Annotated in this window: 15 protein-coding genes; 12 read left to right on the top strand and 3 right to left on the bottom strand. The window is 32.5% G+C overall.

All coding sequences use genetic code 11. The annotated features are described in order from the left end of the window. Positions 1-4: 4 nt before the first annotated feature. A complete protein-coding gene (locus H9L18_RS02075; protein WP_126793577.1) occupies positions 5-970 on the top strand; it encodes a siderophore ABC transporter substrate-binding protein in 966 nt (321 codons plus the stop codon). Positions 971-1,024: 54 nt separating this feature from the next. On the opposite strand, the gene H9L18_RS02080 is transcribed toward H9L18_RS02075, so the two are convergent. Continuing rightward, the gene (locus H9L18_RS02080) at positions 1,025-1,885 is read right to left on the bottom strand and encodes an N-acetylglucosamine kinase (RefSeq protein ID WP_126793579.1); all 861 of its coding nucleotides are present in this window, start codon (positions 1,883-1,885) and stop codon (positions 1,025-1,027) included. A gap of 144 nt (positions 1,886-2,029) precedes the next feature. Here H9L18_RS02080 and murQ point away from each other — a divergent pair, with 144 nt between their 5' ends. The 10 genes from murQ to H9L18_RS02130 all read left to right on the top strand — a co-directional run bounded on the left by murQ (position 2,030) and on the right by H9L18_RS02130 (position 9,788). Continuing rightward, a complete protein-coding gene (gene murQ / locus H9L18_RS02085; RefSeq protein WP_126793582.1) occupies positions 2,030-2,947 on the top strand; it encodes an N-acetylmuramic acid 6-phosphate etherase in 918 nt (305 codons plus the stop codon). Beyond that, complete coding sequence (locus H9L18_RS02090) at positions 2,947-3,273, top strand: PTS lactose/cellobiose transporter subunit IIA (protein ID WP_126793584.1); 327 nt, start codon at positions 2,947-2,949, stop codon at positions 3,271-3,273. The genes murQ and H9L18_RS02090 overlap by 1 nt, the downstream gene beginning before the upstream one ends. A gap of 25 nt (positions 3,274-3,298) precedes the next feature. Further along, positions 3,299-3,556: a hypothetical protein gene (locus H9L18_RS02095; RefSeq protein WP_126793586.1), complete on the top strand. Its 258-nt coding sequence runs from the start codon at positions 3,299-3,301 to the stop codon at positions 3,554-3,556. Between the two features lie 14 nt (positions 3,557-3,570). Further along, positions 3,571-4,848, top strand: a complete 1,278-nt coding sequence (locus tag H9L18_RS02100) for a PTS sugar transporter subunit IIC (protein WP_126793588.1) — start codon at positions 3,571-3,573, stop codon at positions 4,846-4,848. A gap of 51 nt (positions 4,849-4,899) precedes the next feature. Further along, entirely contained in the window at positions 4,900-5,205 is a 306-nt protein-coding gene (locus H9L18_RS02105; RefSeq protein WP_126793590.1) for a PTS sugar transporter subunit IIB, read from the top strand. Between the two features lie 75 nt (positions 5,206-5,280). Then, positions 5,281-6,378, top strand: a complete 1,098-nt coding sequence (locus H9L18_RS02110) for a DUF871 domain-containing protein (RefSeq protein ID WP_126793592.1) — start codon at positions 5,281-5,283, stop codon at positions 6,376-6,378. A 6-nt stretch (positions 6,379-6,384) separates the two neighbouring features. Beyond that, a complete protein-coding gene (locus tag H9L18_RS02115; protein WP_126793594.1) occupies positions 6,385-7,512 on the top strand; it encodes an exo-beta-N-acetylmuramidase NamZ family protein in 1,128 nt (375 codons plus the stop codon). Between the two features lie 8 nt (positions 7,513-7,520). Continuing rightward, positions 7,521-8,672 (top strand): GNAT family N-acetyltransferase, encoded by a 1,152-nt coding sequence (locus tag H9L18_RS02120; protein WP_126793596.1) that lies wholly within the window; start codon positions 7,521-7,523, stop codon positions 8,670-8,672. A 16-nt stretch (positions 8,673-8,688) separates the two neighbouring features. After that, positions 8,689-9,543 carry a MurR/RpiR family transcriptional regulator gene (locus H9L18_RS02125; protein WP_126793598.1) on the top strand — a complete coding sequence of 285 codons (855 nt, stop codon included), beginning with the start codon at positions 8,689-8,691 and terminating at the stop codon, positions 9,541-9,543. Between the two features lie 14 nt (positions 9,544-9,557). Beyond that, positions 9,558-9,788, top strand: a complete 231-nt coding sequence (locus H9L18_RS02130) for a hypothetical protein (protein ID WP_126793600.1) — start codon at positions 9,558-9,560, stop codon at positions 9,786-9,788. Between the two features lie 50 nt (positions 9,789-9,838). On the opposite strand, the gene H9L18_RS02135 is transcribed toward H9L18_RS02130, so the two are convergent. Next, on the bottom strand, positions 9,839-11,248 hold the full coding sequence (locus tag H9L18_RS02135; RefSeq protein ID WP_126793602.1) for a cryptochrome/photolyase family protein: 1,410 nt from the start codon (positions 11,246-11,248) through the stop codon (positions 9,839-9,841). Positions 11,249-11,346: 98 nt separating this feature from the next. Here H9L18_RS02135 and H9L18_RS02140 point away from each other — a divergent pair, with 98 nt between their 5' ends. After that, entirely contained in the window at positions 11,347-12,015 is a 669-nt protein-coding gene (locus H9L18_RS02140) for an HD domain-containing protein (RefSeq protein WP_246433303.1), read from the top strand. A 105-nt stretch (positions 12,016-12,120) separates the two neighbouring features. On the opposite strand, the gene H9L18_RS02145 is transcribed toward H9L18_RS02140, so the two are convergent. Further along, complete coding sequence (locus tag H9L18_RS02145; protein WP_126793606.1) at positions 12,121-12,984, bottom strand: Rgg/GadR/MutR family transcriptional regulator; 864 nt, start codon at positions 12,982-12,984, stop codon at positions 12,121-12,123. Positions 12,985-13,063 lie beyond the last annotated feature (79 nt).

Below are 13,063 nucleotides of genomic sequence, written 5' to 3' on the forward strand. Positions count from 1 at the left end.
GAAAATGAAGAAAAAATTAGTCGGCTTAGTAAGTCTTTTGGCAGTGACAGGATTATTTTTAGGGGCATGTGGCAATAAAGCTGAGGATAAAAAAGAAGAAACAAAAACAAGTAGTGTAGCAAAAGAAGAAAAAACAATAAAAGTTAAGAATAGTGAAGGGAAAGAAATCGAAGTTCCCAAAAATCCTAAACAAGTAGTTGTTTTTGATATGGGTTCTTTAGATACAATCAATCAATTAGGAGCAGGCGATAGCGTTGTAGGAGCTCCATTAAAAACATTACCTAAATACTTATCTAGTTTTGATTCTGTTGAGTCGGCTGGAGGTATCAAAGAGCCAGACTTAGAAAAAATCAATGCGATGAAACCAGAATTGATTATTATTTCAGGACGTCAACAAGATTCTCAAGCGGACTTAGAAAAAATTGCACCAACATTATATTTAGGTGTGGATAGTAGTAAAACATGGGAATCAACGAAACAAAATATTGAAACATTAGGTACTATTTTTGATAAAGAAGATGTAGCAAAAGAAAAGATTACCAAATTAGAAACAAGCATCAAAGAAGTGAAAGAAAAAGCTGAAAAAAGTAAGGAAAAAGGATTAGTTACTTTAGTGAATGAAGGTTCACTATCTGCTTACGGTGAAGGTTCACGCTTTGGGATTATCCATGATACATTTGGTGTTGCTTTAGCAGATGATAAAATTGAAGCATCAACTCATGGTCAAGAAGTGTCTTATGAGTATGTGTTAGAGAAAAATCCAGATATTCTTTTTGTTATTGATAGAACAAAAGCAATTGGTGGAGATGACAGTAAAAATAATGTTGCTGAAAATGAATTAGTGAAACAAACAAATGCCGGGAAAAATGATAAAGTTATTTCGTTAACACCAGATGTTTGGTATCTGTCAGGTGGTGGAATTGAATCAACTGAATTAATGATTGAAGACGTGTTAAAGGCGTTTAAATAACATAAATAAAGGGCTGTGATTTAAGTTTTATACTTATTATCACAGCCTTTTTTGTTATATATATAAAACACCGTTAGTTCCACTAGAAGTTGTTATTAAGTTTACTGTATAACCAGTATCAGTTAAATTTTTTAGAAAATGAGTTTGAATAGCCTTATTCTTAGTGATGACACTTCCTTCTAAGGCGATACTCAAAACTTTTTCACCAGTTGTTTCTGTAGAAGAAAGAACTAAATTAGCTAAATGGTTAGCACATTCCTTATTTAAATCTTGAATAAACTCTGCTTGTTTAAAATCCTCTGTGAGTTGAGCTATTTCAGCAACATATGCTTTAGGTTTTCGGTAAACTAATTCGATTACTTCTTTTTTAGAAGGGAATAACTTTAAAAGTTCTGGGATTAGAATGTCAGCATCTTTTAATAATGGTGATTGATCGAAGTAAGCCATTAGTTGTTTTAGTAATTGTAACCCTAACCAATAAGCACTCCCTTCATCACCTAAAATATGTCCCCAACCACCCTTTTGATAAAATTGTCCATTCTTTCGGTATAAACAAGATGAACCAGTTCCAGCAATAAGCAAAATACCGTCTTTATTATTAAAAGTGGCTATATGACTGAGTGATAAATCGCTCATAACAATGACTGAGGTTTGAAATTTTTTTTCAAAATAATGAGTCATCTCTTCAACGTAACCACCTGATTCGGCACCTGCAGAACCAATTGCGATTTTTTTTAGTGGGCTTGGTGAGGCATCAATTAAATTATCAATAGCCTCTTCAATATTATTTAAAGCTTCTCTGTAATTAATTAAAGGATTACCAAATCCTGTTTTAACAGTTTTAATAATGTTTCCATCTGAGTTAAATAGTTGAGCTGTTGTTTTAGTTCCTCCAGCATCAATTCCAATTTTCATGTCTTATCACCTCGAAATGATTGTACCAAAAAAAAGATGAAAAATCTTGTTAATGAAAATATATTTCTTTTTTTAAACAAAAACATTGAAATATTATTTTATTGTGATACACTGTGTGTGAGAAAAGAAAAAGGGGGGCGGGAAATGAAAATAGATTTATCGAAATTAGAAACAGAAAATCGAAATCCACATTCATTGGCAATTGATTCACTCTCTGTGGATGAGCTGATTGAATTAATTAACCGAGAAGATGAAACCGTTTCTAAAGCAGTTAAAAAGGCTAGTCCAGCAATTGAAAAAGCCATTCAAACAGCGCTAGAAAAGTTCAAAACAGGCGGAAGAATCATTTATATTGGTGCAGGTACATCTGGGAGGTTAGGCGTTCTAGATGCTGTTGAGTGTCTACCAACTTATGGTGTTTCAGAAGAGTATATTTTTGGTATCTTAGCTGGTGGAGTTAATGCCATGTTTAAAGCAGTAGAAGGCGCGGAAGATTCAAAAGAACTTGCCATTGAAGATTTAAAACATAATAAATTAACTAGTAAAGATTGTTTAATTGGTATTGCAGCTTCTGGACGAACACCTTATGTTATTGGAGCTTTAGAATATGCTAATAGTATCGGAGCAGAAACCATTTCAGTTTCATGTGTTTCCAATTCAGAAGTTGGTAAAGTGAGTCATTATCCAATTGAGGTGGTGACAGGACCAGAAGTTGTAACAGGTTCAACAAGAATGAAAGCGGGCACAGCCCAAAAAATGGTTCTAAATATGATTTCAACAATTCTGATGATTCAAACGGGTAAGGTATACAGCAATTTAATGGTGGATGTAAAACCAACGAATGAAAAACTAGTTGTTAGAGCTAAAAACATTATTAAAGCTGCAACTAATTGTGATGATGATATTGCTGAAAAAACATTTATTGCTTCAGAGCAAAATGTGAAAGTTGCTATTCTAATGATTTTACTTGAAGTATCGAATGAAGAAGCAAAAAATCTTTTAGTCAATTCTTCAGGAAAAATCTATGACATTGTTAATCAAAAAGAAAAGGAGGGAATGTAATGAGTGAACAAGAAAATATGGAACTAATTATTTTTAATATTATTAATTACGGCGGAACAGCAAAATCTTTATCATATGAAGCATTAGCTGCTGCTGAAAAAGGTGACTATGATGAAGCAGATCGTTTATTAAAAGAAGCAGATCAAAATCTAATTGAGTCACATAAAGTTCAAACTAGTTTGATTTCAAAAGAAGCTGCTGGTGAAAAAACAGAAGTTAGTTTATTAATGGTTCATGCACAAGATCATTTGATGACGGCAATTGAAGCTAAATCATTAATTGAATGTATGATTAGCATGCATAAAAAAATGGATGCATTAAAATAAAGAGCAATGAAAATGAGGGATAAACATGATTCTTTTTAAAGTCATTATTTTTATGGTTGTTTTCTTGTTGTCTATTCATTTGGGCCAGTATGTTTATCAAGAGTTTAAGAAAAGAAAATATATTTTAGTTGGGATGTTGGTCGTAACCATTTTCCCAACCCTTCTTTTTAAATCTGTTCCAGCGATTGTTCAATACTTGATAATTTTGAATGGGGTTTCAATGGTAGTCGCAGGTTTTGAAGTATCGAGAATAAAAATGAGTGATTTAAAAATTAAGTTTTAAGGGGAGAGTAAAAAGTGAATAAATTTTTTAGTTGGATTGAAAATAAAATGTTGCCTCCAATGGCAAAATTAGCCGAACAAAAGCATCTAAGAGCAGTTCGTGATGGTATTATCTCAACCATGCCATTAATTATGATTGGTAGTTTCTTTGTCTTATTAGTTAATTTCCCGATTCCTGCATGGACTGAGTTTATTCAACCGTATGTTCCATCTATTATGTTACCGTATCGTATTACTGTTGGTTTGATGGCGCTTTATGCCTCATATGGTATGGGTTACTCGCTGGCTAAGTCCTATGAATTAGATGGTGTTTCTGGAGGTAGTTTGGCTCTTGGAACATTCTTAATGACTATGACACCAGTTATAGGGACAGCGGCTGAAAGTGGAGAAGAATTAGGCTGGGTTTTACCAATGAATTTCCTTGGTGGCGGAGGTATGTTTACTGCCATCTTAACAATGATTTTAGCAGTTGAAATTTTACGTTTCTGTAAGGAAAAAAATGTCACGATTAAATTACCAGAACAAGTACCAGATTCTGTTGCACGTTCTTTTGAAGCAATTATTCCAGGTATGATTTCTCTTACATTAATTTGGTTCGTTTGTCATATTTTAAAGTTCAACATCAACGAAGCTATTATGAAAGTTTTCGAACCAGTAGTTGATATTGCAGGAAATACTTACTTAGGTGTTTTAATTCCAGTATTACTAATTTGTTTACTATGGTCTGCAGGTGTACATGGTGTTTCTGTTATTGGTTCAATTGTTCGTCCGTTATGGTTAGTTTTATTAGAACAAAATATTACAGAAGTTGCTAATGGCGGTGTTGCTCAAAATATTGGGACTGAGGGATTCTTTGATTTATTTATTTGGATCGGTGGTTCAGGTGGTACGCTAGCTCTTTGTATTTTATTCATGATGAGTAAATCAACTTATATGAAACAAATCGGTAAACTATCATTAATTCCAGGTATCTTTAATATAAATGAGCCAATCATGTTTGGAGCTCCAATTGTATTAAACCCAATCTTAGCTATTCCATTTGTGGTAGCACCAGTTGTGACAACAACAATTACCTACGTTGTAATGAAACTTGATTTTGTTGCTAAAGTTTCAGTGGTAACACCATTTGCGATTCCAGCACCAATTAAAGCTTACTTATCAACAAACGGAGACTGGAGAGCAATTATTTTAGTAATGATTAACCTAGCAATTTACTTTATTATTTATTACCCATTTGTTAAAGCTTATGACAAGAAAATGTATGCTGAGGAAATGGCTCAAGAAGCAAACTAGAAATCAATTAGTATTTGAAGTAAACTAAGATTAAAAAGGGAGGAAATTAGAATGAAAGTATTATTCGTATGTTCACAAGGTATGTCAAGTACTATCGCAGTAAACGCATTGAAAAAAGAGGCAGCATCTAAAGGAATGGAAATGGATGTTTTAGCTGTTAGTACACAACAATTTCCAGATGAAGTGAAAAAAGGTTACGATGTTTCTATGGTAGCTCCTCAAATTAAGCATCGCTTTGCTCTTTTAAAAGAAGAAGCAGATAAAGCTGGTGTTCCATGTGGACAAATTGAACCAATGGCATATAGCCCATTAGGCGGTCCAAAACTTTTACAACAAGTAAAAGACTTGCTTGGCTAAAAAATAAACCGTTTTGGAGTGGGAATACAGTTATTGTGTCCTCACTCCTTTAATTTTATGAAAAGAGGCAAAATCATGAGAAAATTAGGTATTTCCATTTATCCCGAAAAATCAACTGTTGAAGAAATGAAAAACTATATAGAAAAAGCTCATCAAGCAGGATTCTCAAGAATTTTTTCTTGCTTATTATCTGTGGACAGTCAAGACAAAGATGTGTTAGTTAATGAATTTAAAGAAATTAATGAATTTGCTAAAAATTTAGGGTTTGAAATTATTATTGATATTAGTCCTAAAGTTTTTACTGATTTAGACATTAGCTATGATGATTTAAGTTTCTTTAAAGAGATGCAAGCAGATGGCATTCGTCTTGATTATGGTTATGGTGGTAGCGAAGAATCGTTAATGACTTTTAATCCTCAAGGGTTAAGCATTGAAGTCAACATGAGCAACAATACTCATTACATTGAAACTGTTATGGATTTCTTACCAAATCAATACAATTTAAGAGGCTGTCATAATTTTTATCCACATCGTTATTCAGGATTGACGATGGATTACTTTTTAGAGTGTACTGATAGATTTAAGAAATTTGGATTAAGAACGGCAGCCTTTATAACAAGTCAATCACCAGATAGTTATGGTCCATGGCCTGTGACAGATGGTTTACCAACATTAGAGATGCACCGTAATTTACCGTTAGCGACTCAAATTAAACATTTCATTTCAATTAACGCTGTGGATGATATTATCATTTCAAACTGTTTTGCATCAGACGAAGAATTTGATTCTATAAAAGGATTAGACTTAACTAAGCTTTGTTTGGATGTTGAATTAGTAGAAAGTATTCCCGATGTAGAGCGCTCAATTGTTTTAGAAGAGCCGCATTATAACCGTGGTGATTTTTCAGGTAATATTGCTCGATCTACGATGAGTCGTGTGAAATATAAAGGGCATCCTTTCCCAGTTTTTAACGCACCTCAAATGATTAAAAAGGGAGATATTATTATTGAAAGTGATCTATACGGTCATTATGCTGGTGAATTGCAAATTGCTTTGAGTGATATGGAAAATTCAGGTAAATCAAATGTAGTTGGAAGAGTCGTAGAAGAAGAATTATTCTTGTTAGATACAATAAAACCGTGGCAAAAATTTTATTTTAGAGAAAGAGGTTAGGTTAACATGAGTATCGTTCAAAATGGCATTGATTATCTAAAAGGTTCTCCTTTTGAAGAAAACCTTAAAGGGAAAAAAGTAGGATTGATCACTAATGTTACTGGTTTAACAAAAGAGTTTGATTCGAGTGTTTCCGTTTTGGATGAGTTATGTGATTTAACTATCCTTTTTGCACCAGAGCATGGGATTCGTGGAGAAGCTCAAGCAGGTGAAGATGTAGCAAGCTATTTTGATCCTTATTTCTCTAAAAAAGTGATTAGTTTGTATGGTGATAAAAGAGCTCCTTCTCTTGAAGACATTAAAGAGTTAGATGTTTTAGTTTATGATATTCAAGATATTGGTTCTCGTTACTATACCTACATCTATACGATGTATCTAAGTATGAAAGTAGCTAAAGAGGCAGATATTCAATTTATCGTCTTAGATAGAGTGGACGTTTTGGGCGGTAATCATGTCTTTGGTCATTTGATGCCAGAAGCTTATTTTTCTTTTGTGGGAATGTTACCGATTCCTAATGTATATGGTATGACAGTTGGAGAATTAGCCTATTTTTGTAATGAAGAATTAGCAGTTCAAGCAGATCTAGTGGTGGTTCCAATTAAGGGATGGAAACGCGGCATGACTTTTGAAGAAACTGGATTACCTTGGGTGATGCCGTCACCAAATATTCCAACACCAGAAACCGCTTGGCTTTACACAGGAACTTGTTTGATTGAAGGCACCAATCTCTCAGAAGGAAGAGGTACAACAAAACCTTTTGAAATAATTGGAGCTCCGTTTATTAATGGAACGAAATTAGCTGAAAATTTAAATGAATTAAGCTTGTCCGGAATAAAATTTAGACCTGTCTTTTTTACACCGACTTTTTCTAAGCATCAAGGTGAAGCCTGTGAAGGGGTTCAGTGCCATGTGTTTGATAAAGAAAAGAGTGAGCCTCTTGACGCGGTGTATAAATTATTAAGGATGATTCAAGAGATGTACCCGGATCAATTAGAAGTGAAGATTCCTTTTGAAACCTCTCCCCATTTATTCTTCACTCATTTAGCAGGTCACCCATATGAAGTAAGTATGGATGATGAAGAGTTAGTGATAGAATTTAAAGAAAAAAGAAGCAAATACCTTTTATATAAGTAGGTGATAACATGGATATTCGTAGAATAGAATCAAATGAAATAGATCAAATGGTTCCACTAAGAGATTATTGTTTCAGCAGAAAGTATACTGGAGATAAACTAACCGATTATATTAATTGGACAAAGCATTCAACTAGCACGGGAGCTTTTTCAGATGGCAAACTTGTTGGTCAAATGATGTCACTTCCATTATCTCAACAACTGTACCAGCATACCTTTAAAATGGCAGGTGTGGGATTTGTAGGAGTTTATCCTGAATTTCGCAGTGGTGGTGTAATGAAACAAATTATCAAAGAATCATTAAAATTGATGAGAGAAGAAGAACAATATGTTTCTGTTTTAGGTCCTTTTTCTGTTGGTTACTACCGAAAAATGGGCTGGGAAGTGATGTTTGATAGTATTAATTATGAAATTGATATGCGTGATTTTCCAGAGATTAAATTAGATAGTGTGCCAGTTTTTCATCGATTTGATTTTAATGATTGGCCTAAAGAGAAGATACAGATATTGTATAATGAAGTGGCTGAAATGAAACATGGTTGGATGTTCCGTGATGAGCTTTGGTGGGAACGACTGGAATTAAGAGAAGCAGATAGTTATTTTGTTTTGGTGGAAGATGGATTCATGCGTTATCGAAAATCAGGGACTACCTTTTTGATGGAAGATTTGGTAACGAAAACGTATGAAGCGCAAAAACAATTGCTTCACTACATAACACTTCATCGTTCTAACTTCTTTAAAATTCAAGGGGTCTCAAGTATCCATCACCCATTAAATTATTTTCTAACAGCTGTTCCATGTGATCGTTTGGTAGGAAATCAATTTATGGGAAGAATAGTAGATGTTGAAAAAACGATGTCTGTTGTGCCAGTAAAAACAACAACTAATTGTTTTTATTTAAACATTCAAGACCCACTGTGTGAATGGAACGATGGACTATTCAAGGTTGAAAATGGAAAAATAGAGAGAATTAATGATCAAGTAGCAAATGATGATGTTATAATAGAAATTAGTATACAGGCGTTGTCAGCATTATTTTTTGGCTACAAGACAATAGAAGAATTAAGTTATCTTAATTTGATTGAATGTTCCAAAGAAAGTTTAAACCAATTTTCTGAAACATATCAATTCCAACCTGTTGAAATATTTGATCATTTTTAATTAGGAGAACGTCTATATGATGACAATAAATGTGAAAAGAAGAATAGAGAGCATTTACGAAGAACTAACAAAATCAGAAAAGAAAATTGCTGATTTTGTTTTAATCAATCCGGTTGAGGTAACGGCAATGACTACATCGGATTTAGCTGAAAAAACAGGTGCTAGTCCTGCAACGGTTATTCGTTTTTGTAAAAGTATTGGGATTGATAGCTTTACTCAATTGAAGGTGTCACTAGCTTCAGGGGTGACTAAATCAGAACCAACTCAATTCTCAGATATTGAAGCTAATGAGCCTGTTGAAAGTATAAAAGAAAAGTTATTATATAATGCTTATCAGTCAATGGCGGACACAACTAAATATTTAGATGATGCTAAAATTGAGACAGCTGTAAAAGCAATTGAAAAAGCACCAGTTATATATGCTTTTGGCATCGGAGCTTCTTGGTTGGTGGCAGAGAACTTTATGCAAAAATTTAATAGAGTAGGTCAAAGTGTTATTGCGATTTCAGATGTTCATATTATGCTAGCTAGTCTTGTTTCCGCTCCTAAAAATGCAGTTATGCTTTTAGTTTCTAATTCGGGAAACACAAAAGAGATTACTTATTTAGTAGAGGCTGGCAATCAACATGGTATTAAAACAATTGGTATTTCCCAATTTGGCTCTAATTATCTATCTAAAAAATCAGATATAGCTTTACATACAGTAAAACCAAAAGAAGCAGAATTACGAAGTGCGGCAACTAGCTCACTTCATGCCCAATTTATGGTAGTAGATATTTTATTTTTTAGTTACGCAACGAGAAACTATGAGAAAATTTACTCTACTATTGAAACATCAAGACAAGAGGTTAAAGATTACAATAAATTATAGGAGGTCATGGAAAAATGATCGTAGTAAATACAGCATTATGTCAAGATAAAGTAATAGAATATGTTAACAGTTTTAACTATGAAGGAACGACGTTTACTTTCAAAGAAAAAAAAGGTATCCAGTTAATGTTTGATGCGTCAGATACAAGTATTGATTTAGATAAGGCAGCTCGCGCAATTAAATTAGGTATTAAAGAGCAAGAATGGGGAGCAGTCCTGTTCTATCAATGTACGGCTAAAAAATAAAAATCAAAAAAGATGAGTCAGCACAATCAGTGTGAACTCATCTTTTTTTATTATTTAAACCACTCTAAAGCAAATGCACGAGCTAATTTATGATCAACAATTGGTTTTGGGTAGTCGATTCCTACTTGAAATTGGAACTCTTCTTGCTTTTTAGATGACATGGTACTTGGTTCATGAATGAATTTAGCTGGAAGAGAAGCTAGTTCTGGTAGATAGGTTTTAATAAAAAGGCAGTCTTTATCAAACTTTTTTCCTTGGGTTGTGGGATTAAAAATACGAAAATAAGGAACAGCATCCGTACCAGTAGAAGCAGCCCATTGCCATCCACCAATATTACTAGCAGCATCATAATCGATAAGTTGTTCGGCAAAATAACGTTCACCTAATCGCCAATCAATTAGGAGATCTTTTGTTAAAAATGAAGCAACTAACATTCGTAAACGATTATGCATCCAACCGGTTTGTTGAAGTTGCCTCATAGCAGCATCAATAATCGGATAGCCAGTTTGCCCATTTTTCCATTGGTTAAATAATTCTTCATTGGTTTGCCAAGGTAATTGTCGATATTTTTCTATTAGTTCTTCCTTGTATTGATCAGGGTGATAGTGATAAATCATATGGTAAAAATCCCGCCAAGCAAGCTCTTTAATAAAAGTATCTTTTCCGTTGCTAGAAGGCATTGCCTGGCAAGCATGAAATACTTTTCTAATCGAAATAGATCCTGTTGAAAGATGAGAAGATAGACGACTGGTTCCGTCGATCCCAGGAAAGTCCCTCTCTTGTTCGTAAGAATCTAATTGATTTAATACAAAGTCATTTAATCGCTCAGTTGCCCTTTCTTCACCTACCTCTAAAGAAAAATCTGTCTGTCTTAAATCCAGTAATTTTTTAAATAGTTTGTCGCCTTCTTTGAAAAATTCAGAATCTTGTTTGATTTGTTTGATATTGGGAATGTTAAAGTCTGGCTGAAACATTGGTTTAGAAAGTGAGAGCCATCTTTTATAATAAGGAGTAAATTTTTTATAAGAAGAGCCATCAGGTTTTGTAATTTCAGTTGCTTGGTGTAGGTGGTTTTCTTCAAAAGTTGTTACTCGTATTTCTTTTGATTCTAAAAAATGAAGAGCGGTTAAATCTCTTTTTAAGCCGTATCCTCTGTTGTCTAAGTTAAAATAAATATCAGACCAATCTGGAAATTGTTGTTTTAGGTTATCGAAAGCTGAAAATAAATCACCTGATAAAAAATAAATGAAAACGCCTTTTTCTTTAGCTGATTTTTGAAAATTATTTAAAGTAGAAAAAAAGTAATCATGAGCGTGACAACCTATTCTAAATTGTTGTTCATCTAAGTGGAAAACACAAAGTAACTGATCTTTTTTATCAAGAGAAGTAAGAGCATAATTTAAGGCAGTGTTGTCTTCTAAGCGTAAATCTTTTCTAAACCACATCATATGGGTAGCCATGATTAGTCCTCCTTTTTTCTGTATTATATCAAAATATTTAGTAAAATTAAGTTATACTGAATTTAACAAGTTAAAAATAAATTTCTGGAATAGGAGAAATGATGACATTAACAAATAACGAAAAAGAACAAATAATAGCTATTGAAAAATATACAGAGGAAGTTTTAGCAGGGGACAAAACGGGCCATAGCATGGACCATATTTATCGTGTTGTAAATAATGCTAAAAAAATACAAAAAAAAGAAGGTGGAAATCTTTTTTTGATTTTAGCAGGAGCTTACCTTCATGATGTGACAGATGATAAACTAGTTGAGGATTCAGAAATAGCAAAAAAAGAGTTAGTTCATTTTTTAGAATCTCTACAATTATCATCTCAAACAATTCAAGAAATATTAAGGATTATTGAAAGAGTTTCTTTTAGTCATCAGCTAGCATCTAATGAAAAAATAAGTTTAACGTTAGAAGAAAAAATCGTTCAAGATGCGGATCGATTAGATGCTATCGGGGCAATTGGTATTGGGCGAACTTTTTATTATGGTGGTAAAAAAGGACATGCGATGTATGACTCTAATATTCCTCCAAGAGAAAATCTTACAAAAGAAGAATACCGAGTGAATCAAACGGTTATAAATCATTTTTACGAGAAATTATTCAAATTAAAAGAGATGATGCAGACAGAAACAGGAAAAGAATTAGCAGAAAAAAGAGACAAAATAATGCGAATCTTTGTAGAGAGTTTTTTAGAAGAGTGGGGAGAAAATAAATAGTGATTTTTATGAAAAAAATAGGATAAGTTAAAAGTCGTTTGGCGTTATGCAAAACGACTTTTTTGTTCTGTTAAACCTAATAGTTATTCTAAACAAAGATCTATCTTAAGGATGTGACAAGTCATTATTTTTAAATAGTTTAATTTCTTTTTTTATAGGTATAGAGAGATTGTCATCATCTAAAATATTTAATAAATTTAGTCCTTTTTCTATTTCAGACTCGTTATTAAAAATAATTCCATATCGTATGGAAGCAGTTGCTATATAATCGATTCGTTTACTTTTATATGCTTTTTTTAAAGCGATTTTCACAAATTTTTTAGCATATTCTAAATTATTTTCTAATAAAAAAAGCATTGTTAAATTTAAATAAATAGATATTTCCAAAACAATTATATTAGTAAAATTCTTGTATTTATCTAAAGTTTTTATTACTTGATCACTTATGTGAATATATGTATTAGGTTCAAAAAAATAGAGACAACAATTAATGATTTTCAAATCTAATAACGTCCATGAATCAATATCAGATAGAATATTCCACACATCTGCTACATATATTTTTGAATGGCAATTTAATTTATTTTCACTTATGTTCAAATGTTTTAATGCAAATAAAGTGTTCAAAATACATTGTACTGATTTACTATAATTTTCTTTTAGATATTCTTCACATAACACAATTAATTTTTCAATATTGTAATTATCAGCATTTGAAAAAAGTTGATTAAACAGTACGATGATCTCTTCTTTTCTTTTGTATGAATAATCATTTTTTATGTAGTTAAATTCTTCTACTGATATATCTAAAGAGTCTAGTAAAAAATGAAAATTAGTGGCTGACAAAGTTACCTTATTATTTTCAAATTTTGAAATAGTTGTTCTTGAAAGCTCTCCTTTAGATATTTCATTTTGAGAAATGTTACGTGATTTCCTAATTGTTTTGAAAATTTGACCATCATCTATCATAGGAAACACTCTCCTTTTTTATGTGATTATAGTTTACACCTTAAGTTAATTGTTTCACAACATGTTTTAATTAATTTTA

The sequence above is a fragment of the Vagococcus carniphilus genome (genome assembly GCF_014397115.1).
Lineage (GTDB): Bacteria > Bacillota > Bacilli > Lactobacillales > Vagococcaceae > Vagococcus > Vagococcus carniphilus.